Source organism: Fimbriimonas ginsengisoli Gsoil 348, from assembly GCF_000724625.1.
Classification (GTDB): Bacteria; Armatimonadota; Fimbriimonadia; order Fimbriimonadales; family Fimbriimonadaceae; genus Fimbriimonas; species Fimbriimonas ginsengisoli.
Map to the genome: position 1 here is coordinate 1,877,022 of NZ_CP007139.1, position 24,392 is coordinate 1,901,413.

Below are 24,392 nucleotides of genomic sequence, written 5' to 3' on the forward strand. Positions count from 1 at the left end.
TTGGGACGATTCCGCGTCTTTTCGGCCTTGATTCGTAACGAATCTCTATAATTTGGGCGTGCAACCTTTCCTCCTAGCGGCCGCTATCGCCTTGGTTCCCCACCCTGCGAAAGGCGAGCTGACGGTGGCCCGGGTTTTTGGTTCCGAATTCTCGACCCAGGGAAGCTCCCTTCATGGGACATGGCTGCCGGACGGCCATCACCTCGTGACGGAAAAGGCATCCGAGATCGTGCGGGTCGATGCCGTTACGGGCAAGAGCGAAGTGCTGGTCCCAGCGTCGAAGCTCACTCCGAGCGGTACCAAGAAGCCGCTCCCGATTGAGGAGTTTGCGCTCTCCTCTGACGGTAAACGCCTTCTGATCTTTACGAACTCGCGGAAAGTGTGGCGCCAGAACACGCGGGGCGACTACTGGGTGGTCGACATCCCGAGCGGCAAGCTGACCAAGTTGGGCGGGGATGCCGCCGAATCGACGCTGATGTTCGCTAAGCTGTCGCCGGACGGGCGACGGGCGGGGTTTGTCTGCAAGAACAATCTTTATGTCGAGGATCTCGACACCGAAAAAATCACTCCCCTTACCACCGACGGCAACGACACGACGATCAATGGCACGGTCGACTGGGTGTACGAAGAGGAGCTTGGGATTCGCGACGGCTGGCGCTGGAGCCCCGATGGGAAAAGCATTGCTTATTGGCAGCTCGATACCCGTCGCGAGCCGACTTACACCCTCCTAAACTACACGGACTCGCGCTATCCAACTCCACTCCGATTTCCGTATCCCAAAACCGGAGAGACGAACGCGGACGCTCGGATCGGCGTGGTTTCCATGGAAGGGGGCGAGACGACTTGGACCGACGTCAAGGCGGATTCGGACTCCGGATATCTCTCCCGCATGGATTGGGCGGGGAACTCGGGTGAGCTCCTGATTCAGAAGCAAAACCGGCTGCAGAACCAAACCGATTTCCGGCTCGCCAATGCAAAGACGGGAGTGAGCCGATCGATCTTTGTGGACTCCGATCCGGCGTTCGTCGAACTGCTGGCGAACGATACCGACCCGAACGGAGTGCGTTGGACCGAAGGGTCCCGCGAGTTCCTGGTTCTCAGCGAGCGGGACGGTTGGCGCCACCTGTATGCCGTCGCGCGGGACGGCGCATCGCGCCTGCTGACGCCGGGAAGCTTCGACGTGGAAGGTGTCGCGGGGGTGGACGAGAAGAACGGCATCGTTTACTTCAACGCCTCGCCCACGGCTCCGACAGCTCGATTCCTGTATCGCGCGAACCTCTCGGGTCAACCGGATCCTCAGCGCGTGACTCCGGCCGGCGTCGGCGGGACCAACGGGTACGACGTTTCGCCGACTGGCGACCTGGCGATCCACTCGCATTCCCAGTTTGGCGTCCCTCCGGACCACGAGTTGGTTCAGCTACCTTCCCACCGGCAGGTGCGGGGGACGGGCGACAACGAAGCTTTGAAGGCGAAGCTGCGATCGGTAAATCTTGGCCCAACCAAGATGGTGGTGCTAAAGACCGCGGACGGGCAACCGATGGACGCGACGCTGATTTTGCCGCCCAATTTCGATCCGCGCCACCGATATCCGCTCTTCTTTAACATCTACGGCGAGCCGTGGGGCGCGACGGCAACCGACTCTTGGGGCGCGGAAAGCTACCTGTTTCACCAGATGCTGGCCCAGCGCGGATACATCGTGGCGAGCGTCGACAATCGAGGGACGCCATCGCCGAAGGGGCGGGCGTGGCGCAAGGTGATTTACAAAAAGATAGGAGTCATCGCTTCGGATGACCAAGCCGCGGCGGCCCGGCAGCTCTCTCGCCTCTCGTACGTCGACGGGTCCCGAATCGGAGTTTGGGGATGGAGCGGAGGCGGATCGATGACGCTGAATTTGATGTTCCGCCATCCGGAGCTCTACCGGCTCGGCATGGCGGTGGCGCCGGTTCCGGATGTTCACTTGTACGACACGATTTACCAGGAGCGGTATATGGGGCTTCCCTCGGATAATGCGTCGGCGTACGACCAAAGCTCGCCCATTACGTTCGCCAAAAACCTTCGCGGATCGCTGCTAATCGTCCATGGCTCGGGTGACGATAATGTGCACTACCAGGGGACGGAGCGGTTGGTGAACAAGCTCGTAGAATTGGATAAGCCGTTCCAGCTCATGGTCTATCCGAACCGGACCCACGCGATCTCGGAAGGTCCGGGGACGACGCGGCACCTTTACGAATTGTTGGAGAGGTTTCTCGTTACGAACATGCCGCCACGGTAGTCGAGGCGTGGTTTTTGCGCGGTTGTTTTTTGGACGGCCTATAGTTGGAGCAACGGGAGACCCTTGCGGCTCCGCCTAAGGGTTGGCTTGGCCTTTCAACGCTTCCCAGAGATCGACGGTTCGGATGTCGCGGCGACGGCGCATGAGGGCGGAGTCGACTTTTTCGGCGATCACCTCGTAGACGTCAACGTCCGGCGAGTTCTTCTCGATGTAATCGAACGCGCCGCGTCGCATGCATTCGACGGCGTTGGCGACGTTGCCGTAGGCGGTCATTACGATCACCTCCGAAAACATGTCTCGAGCGGTAGCGGCGTGTAGAACTTGGAGGCCGGAGTCGGCGGTGTCCATGCTCATGTCGGTGACGATCACGTCGAACGCCGGCTCGGCGTCGTGGATCATGCCGACTCCGTCCGCGGCGCTGCCCGCAGTTTCGACCGCGTACCCTCCACGTTCCAACCGGCGCTTCACCGCCCGCAACACCGACTCTTCGTCGTCGATCACAAGGACGCGACTCATGGGTTAGAGGATACCGGCGGCAGGGCGCTAGGCGTTGGGCGTTGGGCGCTGGGCGCTGGGCGTTTTCGGCTAACTAAGGCCCTGAATGGGCCTTAAGTGGGCCTTAACTTGTAATACAATGAAACGGCATGGCTACGCTAAAGATAACTGGGGTTGATGAGGGAATCGTTCGGTTTGTCTCCGAACGGTCGCGAGAACTGCACTTCAAGGGGCAAGCGGAATATCTGCGAAACCTCATTCGTGAAGATATGGCGAGGGCGTCTTCTGAACGAAGGAGCCGGTTGGAGTCTATTTTGGCCCCGTTGCATGCTCACTCGGAGGCGCAGGGCTACACCGACGAACAACTGGCGGATATTATCGTGAAAGCGCGAGATGAAGTCGCAGCCAACAAAAAAGGCAGGCCGAGACCATAGTTCCTCCAAAGTAGTAGCCTTTTCGACGTGGCATTTGAAGGCATCGCTGAATGCGCCGTTGAGGAAAGATCAGTTCCTCTCGTCGTCTTCGATTGCAATTTGTTCGTACAAGCCGTCGGTAAAGGCGGTAATCATGCATTCCGCTGCCTTCAACTCGCGATGGACGGCAAGGTTGCCCTTTGTATGAGCGCGGCCATACTCGAGGAGATCAGGGAGGTTCTGGCCCGACCCATCGTTCGTAACTACTTTCCGATGCTGGACGACGCACGGGTGGAAGCATTAATTGCCTGGCTTCGTGAGTTCGCCCTGTTTCTTGATCCGGTGCCCCACGTATTTGACTATCCAGCCGATCCAAAAGACGAGCCGTATATCGATTTGGCCATCGCCGCAGGTGCGGTGTACCTAGTGAGCTGGGATAAACACATCAAGAACTTGGCCGATGGGGAACGAACCGAGGGAAAGCGGTTTATGTCGGAGCATCCCGAGGTCGTCATCATGGACCCTAAAGCTTTTCTTTCCGCTTACTTTTCAAGTTGACTTTCTCCACCTGCCAGACGCCTAAATCCATTTGCCTCCGATCAACCGACTTGCAAACCTCCGCTCGCTTCGCGCTTCCAATTTGGATGTGGCGTTCGCCACCGCGTTTGGGACGCTTGTTAGTGGGCTGTTTCTCGTCGGATTCATTCAGAGCCTCGGCGGATCGGATGTTTGGATCGGGTTCCTTTCCGGCATTCCCAGCCTAATCGGGCTGCTCCAGATACCAGGGGCGATCTGGGGGCGGCGGTTTTCTTCCTACAAGCGATTCGTCCTTCCGGGGGGCCTGTTCTGGCGGCTGGGCTACGTTCCGCTCGTCGTCCTTCCGTTCCTGCCCGCGCCACCGGCGCTTAAGCTGACCCTGCTTCTCACCTGCGTTTTGCTCGCATCGGTAGGAGGAACCCTGGTCAACCCGGTGTACAACGAGTGGATCGCCGAGATGGTGCCGGATAACTCACGCGGCACCTTCTTCGCCCGCCGGAACGCCATCGCCACCGCAGTGGGAGCGGTAGTGGGCATTTTCGGAGCCCTGCTGCTGGACGCGTTCCGCGGACATCACGAGGATAAGACCGGCTTCACCGTCGTTTACGGACTGGGCATCGTGTGCGCGTTCGTCAGCATGTACTTCTTCACGCGGATGCAGGATCTGCCGCGGGAGGCGCCGGTTCGGCAGGGTCTGGCCGAGGGATTGCGGACGATCGGGCAGCCATTCGGCGACCGGAATTACCGTCGCGTCTTGATCTTCCTTGGCGTCGCCGTGCTCGGACAGGCGTTCGCGGGCAACTTGTTTAACGCCTACGCCCTCGAATCCCTGAAGCTCGACTTCAAAGTCGTGCAAGGCACCGCCGTTTCAATGGCGATCGGCAATGTCCTTTCGGCCCGGTTTTGGGGATTTCTGTCGGACAAATACGGAAACAAGCCTGTCCTGGCAATCGTCGCCACCCTACTCGCGCTCAATCCGATTGCGTGGCTGGCCACGATCCCGGGCCAGGGCACCTATAACGCGGTGCTTCTGCTGAGCACGCACGTGCTCATGGGGATGACCTGGTGCGGGATCAACCTCTGCCAATTCAACATCATGCTCGCCACCGCCAAGCCGGCGGAGCGGGCAAGCTACATCGGCGCGGGGATGACCATTACGGCGCTACTCGGAGGGATATCGCCACTTCTGGGCGCGTTCATGATGGCGGGGCTGCGGTTCGGGTTTCCCGCCGTTGTGGCCTACAAGCTCGTCTTTTTGGTCTCGATTCTCCTAAGGTTTGCGGCCGTGTTGTTCCTCATCCCGATCAACGAGCAGGGGTCTACGAACCTTCGGACCGCCCTCGGGGCGTTGCGACGAGTCACTCCGCGAGGAATGAAGGCGATGCGAAGCCTCGCCAAGAGCTCGGACGTGGAGGCAAGGGCGGAGGCGATCCATAGCGTCGGCGCCACCGGCGCGACTCTGGCGGCCGACGAGGTGATCAAGGCGCTCCACGATCCTCAGCCCAAGATCCGCCGCCAGGCAGCGGAGGCGATCGCGAGACTGAACCACCCACGGGCAACCCAGGAGCTGATCCACCAGGTGGAGGAGCACCCGGACCTCCTCGAGGAGGAGACGATCGAGGCACTCGGCCGGGTGGGGGACGCCCGAGCCGTACCGGTGCTGATTCAAACGTTACAGAGCCCCCGTTCCCTCCTCCGCCGAGCCGCGGCAAGGGCTTTGGGGCGGGTAGGCGAGGGGGATGAGGTGACGATCGGCGCTTTGATTCGGGCGGCGGAAGACCCCGACGACGTGGATCTTCGGCGGACGGCGCTCCAGTCGTTGCGACGCTTGGAGGTTCGGGAGGCGGAGCCGGTCATTCGTAACGCGATTGGCGACCCTCACCCCAGCGTTCGAATCGCGGCCGCCGAGGCGATCGCCGAGCTGGACCTCAGTGACGCCGCGCCGGCGCTACGGGCCTCGATGGAGAAGTATCGGGACGAGGCGTCGAGCGAAGCCGCGTATGCGCTTGGCGTGGTCGGAGATAGCGGCGACATCCCGCTGATTTTGGACGAGGCGGCCAGGAGCGTTTCGATGATCACACGCCGGCGGTGCCTACTCGGCGTGGCTCGCTTGCTGGGGGTCGAGCGCGAGGCGTACCGGCTGATGCTGCTCGACGGGATGGCGCGCGATGCGGCGTTGCTCCAAATCCTTGGGCCGGAGATGAAGCGGCGGCCTAAAATACGGAGCGCGCTGACGCGATTTTCCTCGGGGGACGAGGTCGGCGCGGTCGAGGCGCTCGTCCGGTCGTGGAAGGTCGTTCCGCCGGGTCTGGATCAGCCACCGGCGGTGGAGGAGCTCTTCCTCGTGCTGGCGGTGGCGACCACGTGGAGCCGGTAACTTTAGTGCATGGACGAAACGTTCCGAATCTCCGGAATCGAAGTGCGTCTCACGCCCACGGGCGAGGTTTGGTTCCAGGACCGTCTACTTGGCCGGGTGGGCCGTGAAGAGCGGTTCGGCCAGTGGTTCTGGCGAGCGTACGATGCCGAGACCGGCGAAGCCGTCAAGCGCTTCCTCACCTCCCGGCCGGAAGCGATCCAGTTGTTGTTGCTGCGGTCGGATCTGATCGATGGAATCGGCTTCTAGAAGTGATCCCGGTCCATTCTCCTTGTCCGACCGTTCCCGCTACGGGTTCCAAACAATGAAGGTTGGCGTGTCCACCTTCTTGTCGCTCGTATAAAGGTAGATCTCGCAGTACTCAGGCTTCTTTCCGAGGGGGCCGGCAGAGCACTCCATCTGGAATAGCTTCGTTCTCGGACGAAAGAAACGATCGCCTCGCTTGAGAGTGTATCCATGGGCTTTGGCCCATCTAGACATAGCCGCATGGACTTGGTGATAGGAGCGTCTGACGAAAGCGTGATAGATAGCGGCGTCCCTGCTCTGCCTATTCGCATTTGGAAGATTCGCCAGAAGCCATTCAAGGCTTGTGACCTCTACCGACTGACATTTCACTCCGGGTAAGAACGGCACATCGATCATGGGAACCGGAGGCTTGTTCGAAATCGCTCCCACGTACCAACGGCTGGGCATTTGAAGCGGCTGGACCCGTTCTGAGACCGTGATCTCCAATTCATTTCGGCGAGAGAGTTTTACTTCTTTCGATCCGGCGCCTTTGCCTGAGGTTTGGCTGACGTTGACTCTTTGTTCGATGCCATCCCTGATACGCACGGCGTCGAACGATGGATTGGGATAGCCGATGTTGTTCAGGACGCCATCGGGGAATTCCTTTTTGAGTAGGGTTGCGGCCTGGGGCACCGTTCCATGGAGGTGGAAAACGAAGTCGACATCGTAAAGGCCGGTCGTCCAGACCGATCCGACACGGTTCTTCGAGTGCCGAGCGCTTGCCAACGCCTGTATCGGCAGGGCTAGGTCATCCACAGGCCGGGGATGGGACGGAGAAAGGATCAGGAGCGGCAATAAAAACGGCATTTCGCTACTCAGGAGAGTTGACTAGTCGCCGTTCGTCAGCGTCGTGATCATGCCGCCGTAAAAGACCTTGTAGAGGAAGGCGACCATGAATAGGGTGACGATGCCAAGGCCGACGTAGAGAATGAAGCTTGTCATGGTGACGGCGGTGGCATCGCGGGCGCGGAAGTCGGCGTCGGTGGCGCGGGAGATATCGGAGAGCGCTCGGGCGACGTCGCCGGTCGTTTCGCCGGTCTCCACGATATGCGAGTATTCAAGTGGGAGCGCTTGCGACCGTTTTAGGGCGACGGAGAGGCGCTCCGCCTCGTGCATGCTCTTCGCGGCATCGACCAGGCGTTTCCGCAGGATCAAGTTCGGGACGCTTTCCGCGGCAAGTTGGAACGTGTTCTGACCCGAAAGTCCGCCCCGGCTTACCATCCCCATCGCCCATGTTACACGCGCCATCGCTTCGGCTTTGACCCTGCCGCCGAGCACCGGGAAGTTCAGCACCACTTTGTGCCGAAACTCCCGCATCTTCATAGAGTGCCAGAAAAACAGAAGAGCGATGAACCCGGCGACGCACGGGAGTGCGATCGGCAGGATGTGCACCATGTCGCTCCCAATGGCTCTGATGAGCGTGCTACCAATCGGTAGGGCGCCGTTCGCCTTATCTTGCTCGCCCATGGACTTCACCGCGCCGGTCGCGATCGCATAGACGATAGGGAAGACGACCACGAGCGCGACGAGGATGATCATGAAATAGCCCAGCCGCCGTTTCAAGCGGTGTGACGACTCCATCTGATCCGCGATCTTCTCGCACGCCTCGGCAACGTAGCCGGACATCTCGCCGGCGCGAAGGGCGCCGATGACATCCGGGGGATAGAGGTAAGGGTATCGCTCGAAAACGTCGCTAACCCGCTTCCCCTCGGCCACCGCGCCTTCCGCGGCGCGAAGCGATTCTTGATATCGCGGCTTCGATCGGTTCGCGAGCTCGTGCAGACCAAGCTGGGGCGAAACGCCGCTCTTGAAGTACTGAGCCAACTGGGCAAAGAGGAAGAAGAGGTCGCGGTCCTTGCCGAACTTCGTTTTGATCGCGGCCGGCGGTAGCGCAGACTGAACCGTTACCTTGACCGGCGCCGGGGTGACGGGAGCTGAAATCGGCTGGGTGAGGGGGCGCTGGGCCGGCCTTGCCGCCGTTGCCACCGCCGCTTCTCCCACGGAGCCGACTCGGTAGCCGGCCTGCGTCAGCGCCGCCTTCGCCGCCTCCGCGGAAGCGGCCCGGATCGTCCCTTCCGCGGCCCGGCCGGCGGCATCCGTCGCCTTATATTGGAAAAAGCGCATCGTCGATCCTTCTGACGGTCTCGGCATCCCCTTCCGTTTGCCGCAACAACCTATCTACCCGGTCAAGGCCGGGAAGCACATATTCCGGCGCGATGTCGGCGAGGGGCTCCAGTACAAAACGTCGCTCGGGCGTCCGGGGATGCGGAACCTGCAGCCAGAGCTTCTTAGCATCCGAATAGCGGTACGCGAGGGCGCCGTATCCGACGAGGTCGAGGTCGATCTCGCGCGGTCCGTAGCGACGGCCGTCGTGACGCCCTACAAGCCTTTCAATCTCCTTGAGTTTGGTAAGAAGAGCCATCGGGGAAAGGTTCGTATCGATCCGGATGGCGGCATTGAGATACGGAGGCTGATCGGTCACATACATGGGCGCGGTTTCGTAGATGGCGCTCAGGGCTCGAACGCATACGATTTCCGCAAGCACACCGACCGCTTTGCGTAGGAACGCGAGCCGGTCGCCGACGTTTGACCCAAGAGCAATGAGCGCTTCCGGCACAGTGAGAGGTTTACCGTACTCGGACCGCGTCCAACCCGCTACTTGTACAATGGGCTGGGCCATGCGCCGTCTCTTCGTCCTTCTGCTCCTCCTCGCCTCGGCCCTCGCCGGCGCTCAAGCGCCCACCGAGATCCGCATGATGGCGGGACTTGGGTTCGGCATTCCGCCCAAAGAGACGACGAACACCAACGCGGTGATCCGGCGATCCGTTTTCGAGGCGTTTCACAAGGCGAACCCGGATGTGCGGGTGGTGAACGCCGGCGGGCTCTCGCTAGAAGGCCAGCAAGCCGACAACATGTTCCTGATGAGCATGGCCGGCGACCGGGCGCCGGACATCTTTTACGTCAATTTCAGGCAGTATTACACGTTCCTCGAACAGGGATTCTGCCGACCGCTGGACGACCTGATCAAGACGGACCCGGCGGTGACGGAGCGGATCAATCCGACCGTCCGCCAAGTACTCACCAGCTACGATGGGCGGATCTACGCGATTCCGTTTTTCCAGGTCGCGGTGGCGCTGTACTACCGGAAAGATTTCTTCCGAGAAGCGGGCCTGGATCCGGCCCGGCCCCCGCGCAACTGGGACGAGTTCTACGAGTACGCGAAGAAGCTGACCAAGGCGGGGCGATTCGGCTTCGAGCTCTCGATGCCGCCTGGGTACCAGTGGCAGAACTTCGTCTATCAGGCGGGCGGTGAGATCGTCGGTCCAGCCGAAAACGGTAGGTGGAAATCGCTCTTCGCGAACGAGGGTGCGGCGAAAGCGATCGACTTCTACCGGCGGCTCGTCCTTCCGCAAAACGGAGTGCCGCCCGTCGCCGCCACCGCGACCGATCTCACCAGCGACATCAATAAAGGCAAAACGGCCATGTGGTTCAGCTACACGAACGACGTGGTGATGCAGAGCAGCGAACTGCCGCCTTCGCTGGTCGGAATCGCGGCGTTACCGGCTGGGCCGGCCGGAGCTCGAAACGAAGTGAACGCAGGGATGTGGGCGATCTCCTCCCGCGTGACCGATCCGAAGAAGCTTGACGCCTGTTGGAGGTTCATCAAGTTCTTCGCGGGGGACGAAGCGGCGCGGGCGAACACGCAGAAAAGCGTGGAGATGGGGCTGGGGCCTCAGGTGAACCCGATCTGGCTCAAGAAGTTTGGCTACGACGACCTGCTCGGGCAGGTTGACCAAGGGTACGTCAAAGCGAACGAGAGCCTCTTCCAGACCGGGCATCCGGAGCCCTACGGCAAGAACTGCCAGCAGATCTACACGGTGATGGACGATGCGCTGGACCGGGCGCGGCTGGAGCCGGAGACGCCGGCAATGGATATTCTCCGCCGCGCGGCAAAGGAGATGGACCAGAAGCTGCTCGGCTACATCCCGCCGGAGGATCTGCAGCGGGAACGCGGTTGGGCACTGGGGATCGCTGTCTGTTTTGTGGGTCTGGCGCTCGGCTTCGGATACCGAGGATGGCAAAAAGCGCGTCGAGAGCGCAGCCTATTTGTAGAGCGCCTGCCTGCCGGGATCAGTCGGCGGCGGCTTTGGCTATTCCTCGGCGTCTGCCTCGCCCCCGCGGTGCTCAGCATCGCCACCTGGAGCTACTACCCGCTCGCCAAGGGGTTGCTGATGGCGTTCCAGGATTACCGGATCATGGGCGGGTCTCGGTGGGTCGGGCTCGATAACTTCATCGGCGTGTTCTCGCAGCCGGTTTTCTACCGGTCGATCTTCAACGCGTTCCTCTACGTCGGCCTAAGCCTCGCGATCGGGTTCTTTCTGCCGGTGTTTCTGGCACTGGCGTTGAACGAGATCCCAAGGGGACGCACGTTCTTCCGGACGGTGTTCTACCTACCGGCGATGACCTCGAGCGTGGTGGTCTCGCTCGTATGGCGGCAGTTCTACGACAAGACGGATCAGGGGCTGCTGAACTCGCTGCTCGCCCCGGTCATCACCCACGTGGTGAACCCGGTTTGGACGAAGCTAGGTCATCCTCCGGTGCCGACGGCGAACGACTGGCTCGGCAGCCCCGCTCTCGCCATGTTCTCAGTGGTTCTGCCGGGGATTTGGGCGGGCGCGGGGGCGGGCTCGATTTTGTATCTGGCGGCGCTGAAGAACATCTCCAGCGACCGGTACGAAGCGGCCGATCTCGACGGGGCGAGCTGGTGGCAGAAGATCCGCTACATCACCCTGCCCGGCTTGAAGCCGCTGATCCTGATCAACCTGCTCGGCGTCTTCATCGCCGGGTTTAAGGCGATGGAAAACGTGTTCCTCCTCACCCAGGGGGGACCCCTGAATGCGACCCGCACGATCGGCCTCGAGATCTGGCAAAACGCGTTCATGTTCCTAAAGTTCGGATACGCCACCGCCGCGGCTTGGGTCATGGGGAGCATCCTCATCGGCTTCACCTTGATACAGATCAGGACTCTCCTCCGCATGCGGTTCTCTACCGCGAAGCTGTAAACCTCGACCTAGCTGGGCTCGTTTCCCGGCCCGTTACCGGCACACCGGCGGCGCCAACTTCGCGTATTCGGACGGCCGCTCCAAATACGGGCGGCGGAGCACGATGAAGATTTGGAATTGGCATGCCTACGGCGACGTGGAGGATACTACGGTTCGCTGATGCTTGCCACCGCCTTCATCGCCGGAGCTTTATTGACTCACTTCAGCCCGAGAACAATCCAGTTCTCGGGCTTTCGCTGGGAGGTGAAAGGAAGTCAGGAGAAGGTGGGTCCCGGCCCCAACCTCTTTTCAGACTCTCCCGATTCGGTCTTCGTGGACCGCAAGGGGCGCCTCCACCTCAAGGTACGGAAAACCGCCGCCGGTTGGACTTGCGCGGAAGTTTATCTAGCCAAGCCGCTTGGGTACGGCTCTTACACTTTCGAGGTCGATTCGCCGGAGAGTGCGATCGATTCTAACCTTGTGCTCGGGCTGTTCACCTACGGCGAGAAGGAAGATTTCAGTCACCGCGAGATCGATGTGGAGCTGTCGCGTTGGTCGGATCCGACCAACGATAACGCCCAGTTCGTCGTGCAGCCTTACGAAGTCGCCGGGAACATGGTTCGGTTCACTCTGCCGGCCGACAATCCGTCCAGCACCCACTCGTTCGTTTGGCGACGGGACAAGATCGATTTCCTGTCGAAGAGCGGCAATTTCTCAAAGAGCTGGAGCTATGCCGGCACATCCAACCCGGTTCCGGGAGATGAGACGGTGCATATCAACCTGTGGCTGTATGAAGGAAAGGCGCCGACGAAGGATCAGACCTTCGAGGTGATCCTTCGCCGATTCTCGTACCGCCGGTAAGCCGCGCTACCGTTTATTCCCGATATCTTCAAACTCGCCGGAGTAGAAGGTGACGTAGGTGACCTGGCCGTTGGGGGTGAAGTTCGAGAGCTTCGCGTAAGCGCCGCGGGGGCCGATCTGCCAGCCAAGGTCGGGAATTGGACGCGGAAGGTGGAAAACCGACGCGGCCGCGGTGCGGTAGCTGATGCTCAGGTTTCCGATCGGGAGGCTCCGGGCCAAGGAGTATCCCACTAGCCGCAGCTTATGATCGATTCCGGCGCGCCCCACCGGGATTCGGTACGAAGTCCGGAAGCCGTATGAGGTGTTGGGCGCGAGATGAAGCGTGGTCTGCAGCTCGTTATGGCGCTGGACGGCGTCTCCGATCAGCATGAGAGGACCACCGCGAACCTGAGGCGGCTCGAGACTCAACGGGTGCTTATTGATGCTTGCCGAAATATTGAAGTCAGGCGCCTTCGGCGTTCCCGGGCCGAGCCGGTAGCGCGGCACGGTCACATGGACGCGGAGGGGGTTTCCGCCCAAGTTCCGAAGCTCGGTCACCGTCGCCACGTCGGCGAACTTTTCTCCCACATCGATCGTGGCGCTGTGGGATCGCACCTGGAGCATGTCCCCCAGCGCGTCGAACATCGGAATGCCGGAGTAATCGAAGTCGGGATTCTTAGGAAAGGGCGAGGCTTGTTGGGCGACGATCAGGGCGAGGAGGGTGGTTAACATGGCGTCCCACTGTTTAGACGCGTGGGGGGATGGTTCGGGTCAGTGACCCTCCCGACGATCATCACTGCACCTGGTCCCTTTAGTGATGATGATCGTCGGCGCGCTCGCATTGCCATTTAGTTTAGGATTCGATGCTTTCAGGTCCGGCTCTTTCCATTCCCAGCGACACATTCCAGCCCTGATACTGAGTAAGTGGGGATGAACCAGAGGCTCCTTACTCGGGCAGGCCGCCCGAGATACCCACGGGCGAGCCGCCCGTGCCACGTGAATGAAAAAGGGTTACGCCTTTACGAAGGAGATTCGCACGATTGCCATCTTTTCCCCACCTTTGGCCGACTGGAGTTGGTCAAGGCTTTTGTTGGCTTTGGCGATCTCGTCGTCGACATCTTTGACCGGCTGCGCGTCCTCTTGATAGGTGACCAGAAGGGCCTCTCGGAGCTTCTTCAGGGAGGCGAGCTTCGCCGAGGCGTCTTCGGCAAGTTTGGCGTTGCGCTCGCCAGACGTTCCGGTCCAGGTCTGCTTGTCGACGACCCCGCCGGTTGTCGCAAGATGCTTGAGCAGCTCGGCGACGGCGGCTTCCGGCACGGTGGCCAGCACTCCCTTGATCTCCGGCTTCCCATCCGGTCCCTGCTCGGTCAGCGGCTGCGCCTTACCGCCGGCTTTTTGGACGTAAGCCACGAGCTCATCGGAGGCGGCCTGCCGGTCGGAGGCGGTTTGGTTCACCGTGGTTAACGAGGACCCTCCTTGCTTGACGACCGGCGCTGCCTTGAGGCCTGTCAGTTTTTGCGCCTTTAGGGCGACCGGCGCCTTGGGAAGGCCCTGGGCGACCAACTTGTTCAAGTACTTCCCGCCTGGCTTGGGAAATACCTCGAGATTCGAGGGCACCGGGATGGCGGGCGCCGCCATCGGGGCAATCGGAAAACTCTTCGGCATGATCATGCCGGTGAGGGCGGGGGGCTGAGGCGTTTTGGGAATGGAAAGGGAGGTTTGGGGAGTGGTTGTCTTAGGAAGAATAAAGGTCGACGTACCCATCGGGTTTGTTGGCGCATCGATCTCCTTCTTCGCTACCACCTGGGTGCCGGTGGCTAACGGCATGGCCGCGCCGGTGGCGGCGGGCGGGGGAGCTTGGTAGACGACCTGTGGCTTCGGCGCCGGTCGCGAAGCGACCACTGCCATTGTCCCGGCCACGCCCACGCAAACGCCGACGACGATCCACACGAAGATCGGCGCTTTTCTATCCAGCATGGCCGGCTGGCCCTTTTCCGCAGTCGAAGAATTTTCGGGCATGAACTCTCTCACTTCCGTGATTGCCTCGCGGCATCGACGTTAGACAACTATTCAACGTCCATTGTTGCCAATCCGCTCCCATTCCCTGGGAGTCGCGCTATCATCGTTTGATATGGCGTTGCCCATTTTGGTCTCGCTGACGCTTCTGAACCAGGCCCAAATGGCGGTTCCGTCGCACCATCTGCGCCATGTCGAGCTTTTCGGCCGGGACGTTCCCGTCTACAACCGGGAGGTTCTTGCGGGGGTCGACCGGGTTCAGGCAACCGCGCTCGACGGGGGCGGGTACTTCATCGGCATTCACGCAAAGCCGGCGGAGTCGCCGGTTGGATTCGCCCTTGCTTTGAACGGAAAGGCCCTGATCTCGCCGCCGCGGAGCACAAGCTACTGCAGTGGGAGCAGTTACGCGGCGTTTATCGAGGGTTTGGACATGATCCTAGGTCCCCGTCTCGGCGATCTAAGCTCGGACCGATTGGAGGCGTTGCGAATGCAGGAGCCAAACGGCGGGCGGCGCGAGGATCGGGTGAAGGCGTGGGGATGGTGGAACGCCGACGGCTGGGGTAACCATTACGCTTTGGTGCAGTACCTGGGAGCAGGGGAGCGAATACCGATCGGCGAGGCGCAGCCGGGCGATTTCGTCAACATCTCTTGGAAGAGCGGCCTCGGGCACTCGACGGTGTTCCTCGGCTGGGGAGTCGATTCGCACGGCGAGCGGGGGATCCGCTATTGGTCGAGCCAGACCGGAACGAACGGTTTCGGAGACCAATTCTCGCTTTTGTCGAAGGTGAAGGAGCTCTTGGCGGTGCGGCTGACCCACCCGGAGAAAGTCTTGGATTTCGATCCATCGAGAGCGGTGGAAACAAAGATCTCCGGAGACGCGCCACCGATTGACACTCCTGGAAATTAACGGCAGCGTTACGGTGGGGCGGGGCCCGGCAGGATGCCGGGGGGACACTGGAGAAGATGCCGGCAGGGATGCCGGCACTACGCCGTCGTTAGGAGGCCATCGTTAGGATGAGGGCGACGGCGGGGGCGGTGAAGAGGATGGAGTCGATTCGGTCCATGACGCCGCCGTGGCCGGGGAGCAGGGTGCCGCTGTCTTTTAGGTCGGCTTTTCGCTTGACGTAGCTCTCGAAGAGATCTCCCGCTTGGCCCAGGATGCCGGCGGCGAGACCGCAGGTGAGGCCGATCGGCCACGGGTAGCCGATCCAGAGCGCCAGCGGAATCGCTACCGCCACGCATGCAAGCAGGTTCGCGATGGCCCCTTCCCAGGTTTTCTTCGGGGATATGGAGGGGGCAAGCTTATGCTTTCCCCAAGCCCGCCCCGCGAAGATCGCCGCGGTGTCACCTCCCCAGAGGGGAACGATGGCGAGCAGAATCGGCGACGCGAAAAACCAGGGACTGCCCGCTCGCGGGGCGAAGGAATGAAGCGAGATAAGGCTTTCCATCGGCCCCAGCACCCAACACGCCGCGAGGGCCGCCAGCGGCGTTTTGGCAAGGTTCGGCTTCGATGCGATCAGGCCGGCAAAGAGAACGCCGAGGAGAAAGCGCCCGAAGCCCGCATCGGCCATCAGCGTGCGGGTTTGGCCAGCCAAGTCGTTGCCCATATAGTCGCCGGGCATCAAGTATGGGAGAGCCAGCGTAAGGAATCCGCCGTAGATCCAGGCGTCGCTTCGGAGCATTTTGCCGATTTCGGAAATACCAATGCAGACGATGGCGATAGCGAGCAGATCGATTGCCCATGCGTCTTTGAGGAATACCGCGACGAGGACGATCGGAATCAGCGCCAACGCCGTCAGGACTCGCTCTTTCACGCCGCGATGTTACTCCGAGCCTCGCAAGGCGGGGAATTTCGGTCGCAAAAGATCCAGACCGACCCAGTAGAAAAACTTTCTGCTTGCCACGAGAAGAAAATCGCGGTATATTCCCTTTCGTCCGAAAGGCCATTACCACCGGAGGTGTCCCCAATCATGCAGAACAACAATACCGTTGCCCTCGTTGCCGCCTCCGTCGCCTTCGGCTGCCTCTCCTGACGCGCGTCTAGCGCTCTCTCGAAGACGGTCCGCCCAAGCCGCGGAGCTTCACGCGGCATTCTCGCGCCGTCTTGGCATGCCTACATGCCCCGATGCCGGCCGTGACCGGCTCCTCAGAGAGCAGCGTTGAACCCACAACAGAAAGAAGAATTTCGTCGTTTATCTGCCCAGCTATCGGGCAAAGAGAGGAAGGAGTTGGTCCGCCGCGCCGCCGAATTGCGCGCGTCCGGCCAACGCGACCCGAAGAGTCCCCGTGCCCGATGGTGCGTGGACCGCTGGAGCCTGCATCTACTGGAGGAGCAGAATCCGGCGGCCAACGAGAATATCGGCACCGTCATTTCCGTAGCCAAGGCGCGGGCGTTCGTCCGTCTCGGGGGAGAGGACCATGCCTGCGAACTCGGCCGCGACGTGCTGGAGCGGCAGCAGTCGGTTCTGGCTCCGGGCGACCGCGTGCGCCTGGAGTGGCACGGCCACGCCTGGCGCATCCAAAGCGTGCTCGAGCGGCGTACCGTGCTCACCCGGCTCGATCCCTATTTCAAGGAGCGAGAGCGGGCGATCGTCGCCAACGTCGACGTCGTCGTAGTCGTGCTGTCGGTGGTGGCGCCGCCGCTTCACCCGCGGATCGTGGACCGGTATCTCGCCGCGATTCATAAGGGCGGAGCCGACGCCCTCATCGTCGTCAACAAGATCGATCTCCACGAAGACGGGGAGGCGCGAGCCGAGGATCTCGCCCAGCTCGACCCTTATCGAGAAATGGGTGTGCCCGTGTTTGCCGTGTCGACCCAGACAGGAGAAGGTCTGATGGAAGTACGGGAGGCGCTGGGAGGCAAGGTCTCGGTGTTCGTCGGGCACAGCGGCGTCGGAAAATCGTCGTTGCTATCGGCCCTGGTGCCGGATTCCGGAGCGGTGGCGGGCGCGGTTTCCGAGTATTCCGGCAAGGGGCGTCACACGACGACGCGGGCCGAGCTGGTGGAGGCAGGCGAGATGACAATCGTCGACACTCCGGGAATCCGCGAATTCTCGGTGGAATTTCGGTTGCCCGCCGAAGTGGCCGAATGCTTCGAAGAGTTTGGTCTCGCCGGCCGTTGCCGGTTTGGCGACTGCCTCCATCTGGAAGAGCCGGGTTGTTCGGTTCGTGAAGCGGTGCGGACCGGCACGATCTCCCGGGTGCGATATCAGAGCTATCGCCGCCTCATTTCAGATGTGGTTCCGGCCAGTGCCTACGACGAAGACGAACCTCCCGATGAACGCCGACCCAGCTTTGCATGCCAAGCATGCGGCTCGGAGATCCCTCGGGGCGGCGGAGGAACCGAGCATCGGAACCACTGTCCGCGATGCCTCTGCTCGCTCCACCTCGATGCGGTGCCGGGGGATCGGTTGGCGTGCTGCGGCGGAGTGATGGAGCCGATCGCGGTGTGGGTGCGGAAAGGCGGAGAGTGGGCGATCGTTCACCGCTGCCGCGACTGCGGTCATCTCTCCTCCAATCGGATCGCGGCGGACGACAACGACGCGCTGCTTCTGTCGCTGGCGGTTCGGCCGTTATCGAAGCCTCCGTTCCCCCTGGAGCGTCTCGGCGCGGGGATAGCGGTGTCTTGATGGGCTCGTTCGGCTCTTGGGCTCACTCGGGCGAGCCGCCCGTGCCACGTGGCGAAAGCAGATTTGGGGGATATCGATAGCAACTGGAAACCGATTTGGCCGGAGGTCCGCCCAACTCTCTCGGGAGGTAAGAAGATGGACAAGTTGGAGGCGATGGCGAAGTTCGCGTTGGGAACTTCGTATGAGGAGATCTCGGAGGAGGCAAAGGAGCGGCTCAAGCTGCATCTCTTCGACACTCTGATATGCGCCATCGGAGCTCAAGGCGCTGGACCGGTGGAAGCGGTTCGGGGAATGGCCAATGAGTTCGGCACGGGCGGACGGTGCACTTTGATAGGGGGTGGCTCCGCCGCTCCGGACCGAGCCGCGCTCGTCAACACCGCCCACACCCGGTATCTCGACTTCATGGATAACTTTCTGGGGGCGAAAGAGACGTGCCATCCGTGCGACAACGTCGGAGCGGTGCTGGCGGCCACCGAGTACGCGAGGGGGAGCGGGGCCGACTTCTTGGCCGCTTTAGCGGCGGCTTACCAGATTCAGTGTCGACTGGCGGAAACGAGTCCGGTAATGAAAGAAGGGTTCGATCACACGACCCACCTGGCCCTATCGGTAGCGGCGGGGGCGAGCCGGGCGATGAAACTCAATCCGGCCCAAACCGCCAATGCGATCGCGTGCTCGGGAAACCAGTTGGCCGCTCTCGTTGTCGTACGGGCAAGTCCGAATTCGCAGCTCAAAGGGCTTGCCTCGGCACTTACGGCTTCGTGGGCTCTACAGGCAACCTTCCTGGCCACTCGCGGGATCACTGGACCCATTGGGCTCTTCGAGTGCCCCAAGGGATATCCGGAATCGTTAGCTCCCATCGAAATCGATTGGGAGAAAGAAAAACCGGATGTTCTCCCAAGGTGCCTTCTCAAGCGATATAACGCCGAGGTCCACACACAATCGACTCTCGAGGCCACGCTTGAAATTCGGTCGCGGGAGACAATCTTGGCCGAAGAGATCGAAGAGGTCAAAGCGGAGGTATTCCGGACCGCTTACGACATCGTCGGAAATGGCGAATACGGCAGCCGCCACACCGCTCACACCAAAGAGCAGGCGGACCACAGCCTGCCGTACCTGGTGGCGGTCGCCCTTTTGGACGGCGACGTCATGCCGGAGCAATTTCGACCTGAGCGGATCGAATCGCCAGACGTGCAGGAACTGATGAAGCGGGTCACCGTGGAGGTGCCACCGTCGGAAAGCGACGTGCAACTCGCTAAGCAAACCGACCCGTTTACGGAGAAATACCCCGACGAAATGCGAGCCCGAGTGACGGTGACGTTAAAGGGAGGGCGGCAGTTGGTGGCCGAGCGCAAGGACTATCACGGCTTCCGGACTCGACCGTTCGACTGGAGCGATTTGGAGACAAAGTTCGAGCGGATCGCGCCAAACCTGAGCAACGAAATCCGCGGGGATGTGGTGAGCGTGGTTCGAAGTTTGGATCGGAGACCGATCACCGACCTTACCGATCTTTTCGGACGGTTCAGTCCGTCGCTTACGGAATCTCTCGAAAGCCATGATTCCGCCTTCGTTTCGTAGCTGAAATGCCGCACCTCTTTAACGACTTCCCTTCCGGACGGTAGCATCCGTCTCGGAATGGAATTAGACCACCTTGACCACGAAATATTGGCTCGCCTCGGTCAAGATGGGCGAGCGACGCATGCGGCGATCGCGCGTGAACTTGGTATGAGCGGCCCGGCGGTCTATGCGCGGGTCCGCCGAATGGAACTGAGCGGGGTGATCCGGGGTTATTCCGTCGTCACCGATCCAGCCGCGCTGGGGTCTCCTCTGCTGGCGATCGTACGGGTGACCACGCGGCCGCTGGTAGGCGAAGGGGACTCCTTCGAGGCGATGGCGCTGGCGGAGCCACGCGTCGTCGCGTGCTACGACGTGGACGGTGAGGACAGCTACGTCCTCATTGCCCGCTGCGCGTCCCCGGAAGATTTGCGGCGGCTCCTCCTGCGGATTCGATCGCTTCCTCAAGTGATCCGTACGGTGAGTTCCATCGCCTTGGTCACAGTGAAAGAGCCCGGCGCCGGAGCCTCGAAGTGAGGTTCGGACGGGCTGACGCCCTTTTGACCGTGATCACCATGGTTTGGGGAGGCACGTTTCTCGTTGCCAAGCTCGCCCTCGCGCACATCGGACCGTTTGGCTTTTTGGCGACCCGGTTCACCATCGGCGCGGTCGTCCTTGCCGCCTTTACTCATCGGCGACTCCGGGGGCTGACGAAGCTAGAGCTGCAAGCGGGGATCGCCACCGGCCTGGCGGTGTTCGCCGCGTATGGCCTTCAGACGGTCGGGCTGGGGTACACGACGAGCAGCAAGTCGGCGTTCTTGACCGCGATGTACGTGCCGCTCGTACCGATATTGCAGCTTGCCCTCTTCGGCCGGCGGCCTTCGTTAGCGGCGGGCATCGGAGCGACGGTGTCGTTCGTCGGGCTGGGGCTCCTCTCGTTGAAGCCGGGCGCCGGCTTTGCGCTGGGGCTCGGGGAATGGCTCACGCTGGCGAGCGCGGTTGCCTGCGCGATTCAAATTCTGCTGATCAGCAAACACGCGGAGCAGGCGGACCCGATCCGGTTAGGGGTCGTGCAGCTCGCTTTTGTGGCGGCGCTCTCTTTGATGACGATGCCGTTCGTCGGCGAGGTTTTGCCTTCGTTCTCGCCGTCGCTGATCGCCGTGTCCGTCGGGATGGGGGTGCTTGGAACGGCGTTCGCGCTTGCCGGGATGAACTGGGCTCAGAGGACCGTGCCGGCGACACGGGCCGCGCTTTTGTACGCGATGGAGCCGATCTGGGCGGGGCTCGTGGGAGCGGCGGTTGGCGAGGAGCTTACGAAGTCGGCCCTCGCCGGCTCGTTCCTGATCATCGCGGGAACGGTGATCGCGGAGGTGAAGCTTCGCGATCTTGGATGGCTTGGCGGATTGCGCGCTAGAGTCGGACTCGGTAAACGGGGTCCCGCCCATCGCGGGCGGACGGAATCGCTACTCGAAGACCCACTTTAGATCGTCGGCGGTTAATGCGGCGGCGGCGGCGGCGTTTTCGTCGAAGAGGGAGCCGGCGAGGCGGGCTTTTCGTTCCTGAAGCTCGAGGATTTTGTCTTCGACAGTTCCGGCGGCTACGAGCTTGAAGACGAAGACCGACTTCTCTTGGCCGATCCGGTGGGCGCGGTCGGTTGCCTGGCGTTCGACGGCGGGGTTCCACCAGGGGTCGTAGTGGATCACGGTGTCGGCGGCGGTGAGATTTAGCCCGGTGCCGCCGGCTTTGAGGCTGATGAGGAACAGCGGCACCTCGCCGGCTTGGAACCGCTTGACGGGAGTTTCGCGGTCTTGGGTGTCCCCACTGATCCGCACCCAATTCCATTCGGCCTCCCGCAGGCGCTTTTCGATGAGATCCAGCATGCTGGTGAACTGGGAGAAGAGGAGGACCCGCTTGCCTTCGCCGCGCAGCTCTTCCAGCATCTCCATCAACCGGTCGAGCTTTGCCGAGCCCTTGACCTCTTTGGCGGAGTCGAGTTTGACCAGGCGAGGGTCGCAGCATGCCTGGCGGAGCTTGAGGAGGGCGTCGAGGATCTCGATCCGGCTCCGTTCAAGCCCTTGGCCAGCGATAAGGTCTCGTACGCGCTTGTCCATCGCCAACCGCAGCGTCTCGTAGAGCTCCCGCTGCGGACCGGCCAGCTCCACCCGCTCCACCACCTCGGTCTTGGGCGGTAGCTCGGTCGCGACCTGCTCCTTTGTCCTCCGCAGAATGAACGGCCGGATTCGGCGGCTCAATCGTTCTCGCACCGCCTTGTCGCCGTGGTTCTCGATCGGCGAACGGAAGGTGCGGCGGAACTCGGTGAGGCCGCCCAGTAAGCCCGGCATGAGGAAGTGGAGCAGCGACCAGAGCTCGTCCAGGTTGTTTTCCACCGGAGTCCCGCTCAGGCAAAGGCGGTGGCGCGTCCGCAAAGCGCAAGCCGCTTTAGCGGCGGAGGTGACGGGGTTCTTGATGTTTTGAGCCTCATCCAGCACCACGAGGTGGTACTCGTGCGCGTTCAGCGCCTCCTTGTCGCGGGTGAGCAACGGATAAGTGGTCAGAACGATGTCGTTCTCAGAAATCTCCGGGAAATGCTTGGCCCGGCCGAGGCCTTGAAGCGTAAGCACGCGGAGCGATGGGGCGAACCGCTCGCATTCGTGCCGCCAGTTTGGCATCGTGCTGGTGGGGGCGACGATAAGCACGGGGCGATCGAGGCGTCCTGCTTCCTTTTCGGCAAGAATGTGAGAGAGCGTTTGGACCGTCTTCCCAAGCCCCATGTCGTCGGCCAAGATGCCGGCGAAGCCGTACTCGCGAAGGAACTGGAGCCAAGATAAACCGTCCGCCTGGTATGGCCGGAGCTCGCCTTTCAACGAGGCCGGCGGCGGAAACGGTGTGATCCGCTCGAACGAGGCCAGCCGTTGAGACAGCTCGCGAAGCTTCTCCGGCAGGTCGACCGAGAAGGCGCCGCCGGAGGCGGCATCGTCCAATGTTGCGAGCTCCGCCGCACGCTGGCTCGGCAGGCGAAGCTCTGCCGACCACTCGGCGACGGGGCCGAACAGCTCAACGAGCGACTGGACCAAGGGTTTCAGACGGCTTACCGGCAGGGTGAGGATTCGGCCGTCCGGCAACTGGTGGTAAATACGGTCGGAGTCCGGAACGTCCTCGATGCGCCGCGCCTTTCCGCCCCGCAAGAGGAGCCCGAGCGCTTGCAGGAGAATGGGACGCAGCTCAATCTTTTCGCCGTCTACGATGAGCCCAAGATCGAGGTCGAACCAGTCGTTTCCTTCCGGCTTGGCGGCGATTTGCCATTCGATCGCCTCGGGAGGAAGCGCCTGCGGCTCATCCTCGATTTCGATCTTCCAACCTTGCTGCCGGAGGACCGGAAGGTAGTTGGCGAGAAACTCGAAAAACGCCTGGGTCTGGGTTTCGCCGGCGGCGTTCGGAGATTCCGGTACCATCACCAGGGCTTTTTGCTGGTCGCGATTGAAGCGCCAGCCGTAAAGGTATTGCCCCGACTTCCACCCGGCGGCGTAGAGGCGGCGCTCAGCCGTCCTCTCTTCTTCTAGCCGCCGCTGAATGATGCGGAGGGTTCCATCCGGCTGCTTCCGCCGGATATCGGACGTCCCGATCGCCGCATATCCGCCGTACTCGAACTTGAGCGTCGCGATCGGAACCAGGTAGGTTCGCGCACCATCGCGCCACCCATAACCGGCATCGTACGGCACGAGCTGGCGAGAGACGTGCAGAACCGGGGTGGGAGGAGTAGAGGCGTCGATGGTGGCCTGCTGCTCGACCGGCAGGAGGTCGGGACGATTGGGGAAGTAGCGGGCGAGCTCCGTCCGAACCATGCCCGCGAATTCCGGCAAAACGTCCGGCGCCCGAAGCAGGGCGAGGGCGACGTCCGATGGGAGGCCGGTGTCCACGGGGCCGCATTCGCCCGTGCGATGGTCCACATAGAAGAGAGGCGTCGTCGGCAGTAGAACTCCGTTCGGCACGCGCAGATCGAAACTTTGCTTGCCGTTGCGATTCACTTTCCACTCGGCGGCGGCTTCGCGCACTTCCCCAAGACGTAAGACCGGGCCATCCAAAGCGCCCCACCGGCATCGCCCGGTCTCCAGCATTGCTTCCAGGTAACGCATCCCCTCCACTCCTTCCAGTCGGAAGGATGCGGTCTCGTAGTCGGCGGTCGTCAGGTTCCGGGAGATCCCTTTGATGAGCGACAGGTCGACCCGCCGGATGAACTTGGGAAGATTGTTCGAGCGGATCGCGTTCATCGAGATGTGGTTGCGCTTGCCGGGGACAGCGTTCTTCGCCAAGCGAGTCGTGAGGAGGTCGACCGCGGCGTACCGATCGGGATGCTCGGGAGAGCCGATTCGGACGATGTAGCGCACCTCGTCGGCGTTCGGGGGAAGCTCCGGTTCGGGAAGGAGCCGCTCCTCGACGTTCGAAAGCCAGCGGGCGAGGTCAGCCGGGAAACTTGGTTGCACGCTCACGAGCGGGTCGGAAAGGTCAAACCCTTCTTCATCCGGAACTTCGATCCAAGGCTCGTCTTGGGCGATCCTCAGCACGGCGGCGGCAACGTGCTTGCAGTTCTTGCCGACCGGGCAGGTACAGGTTCCATTGATTCGCAGCCGCCCCCTCTCTCGCCACAGAGCAGTCTCCTGCTCGTACGGCAGCAGCTCGGTGCCGGTGACCTCGCTGAAGATCATTCCTGCCTCGGAATCCCACTCCGAGTTGACCACGCGCCGGCTGCGGGCGCACTCCTTGCCCCGAGCAAAGGTCGCGCCGTCAAAGCACCGGGCGATTGCGGCTTCGTCAAGGTGCACAACCTTTAAGGATAGTCGCTTACAGGTTCGATTCCCAAGGAAAGAGTGCCAACGTTAAGAAGGTTGCGTCATCGAGCTCTCTCAAGCTCTGGCGGCGGGTAACGTTCGGAGGTTCGAA

General features: G+C 61.7%; 19 protein-coding genes and 1 pseudogene. 12 read left to right on the plus strand and 8 right to left on the minus strand.

Annotation, left to right across the window (positions count from 1 at the left end):
- The first annotated feature begins 58 nt into the window (after positions 1-58).
- Positions 59-2,272: a S9 family peptidase gene (locus OP10G_RS08610; protein WP_158409180.1), complete on the plus strand. Its 2,214-nt coding sequence runs from the start codon at positions 59-61 to the stop codon at positions 2,270-2,272.
- A 75-nt stretch (positions 2,273-2,347) separates the two neighbouring features.
- On the opposite strand, the gene OP10G_RS08615 is transcribed toward OP10G_RS08610, so the two are convergent.
- The gene (locus OP10G_RS08615; protein WP_025226294.1) at positions 2,348-2,788 is read right to left on the minus strand and encodes a response regulator; all 441 of its coding nucleotides are present in this window, start codon (positions 2,786-2,788) and stop codon (positions 2,348-2,350) included.
- A 440-nt stretch (positions 2,789-3,228) separates the two neighbouring features.
- On the opposite strand from OP10G_RS08615, the gene OP10G_RS08625 reads away from it, so the two are divergent.
- The 3 genes from OP10G_RS08625 to OP10G_RS08635 all read left to right on the plus strand — a co-directional run bounded on the left by OP10G_RS08625 (position 3,229) and on the right by OP10G_RS08635 (position 6,340).
- Positions 3,229-3,738 carry a putative toxin-antitoxin system toxin component, PIN family gene (locus tag OP10G_RS08625; RefSeq protein ID WP_084178934.1) on the plus strand — a complete coding sequence of 170 codons (510 nt, stop codon included), beginning with the start codon at positions 3,229-3,231 and terminating at the stop codon, positions 3,736-3,738.
- An 88-nt stretch (positions 3,739-3,826) separates the two neighbouring features.
- Positions 3,827-6,094, plus strand: a complete 2,268-nt coding sequence (locus OP10G_RS08630; RefSeq protein WP_144241061.1) for an MFS transporter — start codon at positions 3,827-3,829, stop codon at positions 6,092-6,094.
- A gap of 9 nt (positions 6,095-6,103) precedes the next feature.
- On the plus strand, positions 6,104-6,340 hold the full coding sequence (locus tag OP10G_RS08635; RefSeq protein ID WP_025226290.1) for a hypothetical protein: 237 nt from the start codon (positions 6,104-6,106) through the stop codon (positions 6,338-6,340).
- Between the two features lie 39 nt (positions 6,341-6,379).
- Here the strand turns inward: OP10G_RS08635 and OP10G_RS08640 are convergent, their stop codons facing one another.
- The 3 genes from OP10G_RS08640 to folK form a co-directional block, all read right to left on the minus strand.
- Positions 6,380-7,132 carry a hypothetical protein gene (locus OP10G_RS08640; protein ID WP_144241062.1) on the minus strand — a complete coding sequence of 251 codons (753 nt, stop codon included), beginning with the start codon at positions 7,130-7,132 and terminating at the stop codon, positions 6,380-6,382.
- Between the two features lie 72 nt (positions 7,133-7,204).
- Positions 7,205-8,500, minus strand: a complete 1,296-nt coding sequence (locus OP10G_RS08645; RefSeq protein WP_025226288.1) for a type II secretion system F family protein — start codon at positions 8,498-8,500, stop codon at positions 7,205-7,207.
- Complete coding sequence (folK, locus tag OP10G_RS08650; protein ID WP_084178940.1) at positions 8,481-9,056, minus strand: 2-amino-4-hydroxy-6-hydroxymethyldihydropteridine diphosphokinase; 576 nt, start codon at positions 9,054-9,056, stop codon at positions 8,481-8,483. The genes OP10G_RS08645 and folK overlap by 20 nt, the downstream gene beginning before the upstream one ends.
- On the opposite strand from folK, the gene OP10G_RS24315 reads away from it, so the two are divergent.
- The 3 genes and pseudogenes from OP10G_RS24315 to OP10G_RS08660 all read left to right on the plus strand — a co-directional run bounded on the left by OP10G_RS24315 (position 9,055) and on the right by OP10G_RS08660 (position 12,279).
- Positions 9,055-11,439 carry an extracellular solute-binding protein gene (locus OP10G_RS24315; RefSeq protein WP_025226286.1) on the plus strand — a complete coding sequence of 795 codons (2,385 nt, stop codon included), beginning with the start codon at positions 9,055-9,057 and terminating at the stop codon, positions 11,437-11,439. The genes folK and OP10G_RS24315 overlap by 2 nt on opposite strands.
- Before the next feature lie 28 nt (positions 11,440-11,467).
- Positions 11,468-11,599: pseudogene (locus tag OP10G_RS27840) on the plus strand (H-X9-DG-CTERM domain-containing protein); the annotation flags it as partial.
- Complete coding sequence (locus tag OP10G_RS08660; protein WP_025226285.1) at positions 11,599-12,279, plus strand: hypothetical protein; 681 nt, start codon at positions 11,599-11,601, stop codon at positions 12,277-12,279. The pseudogene OP10G_RS27840 and the gene OP10G_RS08660, both read left to right, overlap by 1 nt.
- Before the next feature lie 6 nt (positions 12,280-12,285).
- Here the strand turns inward: OP10G_RS08660 and OP10G_RS08665 are convergent, their stop codons facing one another.
- Complete coding sequence (locus OP10G_RS08665; RefSeq protein WP_025226284.1) at positions 12,286-12,990, minus strand: hypothetical protein; 705 nt, start codon at positions 12,988-12,990, stop codon at positions 12,286-12,288.
- 279 nt (positions 12,991-13,269) lie between these two features.
- The gene (locus OP10G_RS08670) at positions 13,270-14,277 is read right to left on the minus strand and encodes a hypothetical protein (protein ID WP_025226283.1); all 1,008 of its coding nucleotides are present in this window, start codon (positions 14,275-14,277) and stop codon (positions 13,270-13,272) included.
- A gap of 112 nt (positions 14,278-14,389) precedes the next feature.
- Between OP10G_RS08670 and OP10G_RS08675 the strand changes: the two genes are divergently transcribed.
- Positions 14,390-15,181 (plus strand): hypothetical protein, encoded by a 792-nt coding sequence (locus OP10G_RS08675; RefSeq protein ID WP_025226282.1) that lies wholly within the window; start codon positions 14,390-14,392, stop codon positions 15,179-15,181.
- 88 nt (positions 15,182-15,269) lie between these two features.
- Here OP10G_RS08675 and OP10G_RS08680 read toward each other — a convergent pair whose 3' ends face one another.
- The gene (locus OP10G_RS08680) at positions 15,270-16,088 is read right to left on the minus strand and encodes a phosphatidate cytidylyltransferase (RefSeq protein ID WP_025226281.1); all 819 of its coding nucleotides are present in this window, start codon (positions 16,086-16,088) and stop codon (positions 15,270-15,272) included.
- Positions 16,089-16,433: 345 nt separating this feature from the next.
- Here OP10G_RS08680 and rsgA point away from each other — a divergent pair, with 345 nt between their 5' ends.
- From rsgA to OP10G_RS08705, 4 genes are read left to right on the plus strand one after another with little or no spacing between them, the layout of a single operon-like run.
- On the plus strand, positions 16,434-17,903 hold the full coding sequence (gene rsgA, locus OP10G_RS08690) for a ribosome small subunit-dependent GTPase A (RefSeq protein ID WP_084178946.1): 1,470 nt from the start codon (positions 16,434-16,436) through the stop codon (positions 17,901-17,903).
- 48 nt (positions 17,904-17,951) lie between these two features.
- Positions 17,952-19,478, plus strand: a complete 1,527-nt coding sequence (locus tag OP10G_RS08695) for an MmgE/PrpD family protein (RefSeq protein WP_144241064.1) — start codon at positions 17,952-17,954, stop codon at positions 19,476-19,478.
- Between the two features lie 57 nt (positions 19,479-19,535).
- Positions 19,536-19,991 (plus strand): Lrp/AsnC family transcriptional regulator, encoded by a 456-nt coding sequence (locus OP10G_RS08700; RefSeq protein WP_025226277.1) that lies wholly within the window; start codon positions 19,536-19,538, stop codon positions 19,989-19,991.
- Complete coding sequence (locus OP10G_RS08705) at positions 19,988-20,938, plus strand: DMT family transporter (protein ID WP_025226276.1); 951 nt, start codon at positions 19,988-19,990, stop codon at positions 20,936-20,938. Before OP10G_RS08700 ends, OP10G_RS08705 begins: the two co-directional genes overlap by 4 nt.
- Here OP10G_RS08705 and OP10G_RS08710 read toward each other — a convergent pair.
- Positions 20,918-24,274, minus strand: coding sequence for a DEAD/DEAH box helicase (locus OP10G_RS08710; protein WP_025226275.1), 3,357 nt, complete (start codon positions 24,272-24,274; stop codon positions 20,918-20,920). The genes OP10G_RS08705 and OP10G_RS08710 overlap by 21 nt on opposite strands.
- Positions 24,275-24,392 lie beyond the last annotated feature (118 nt).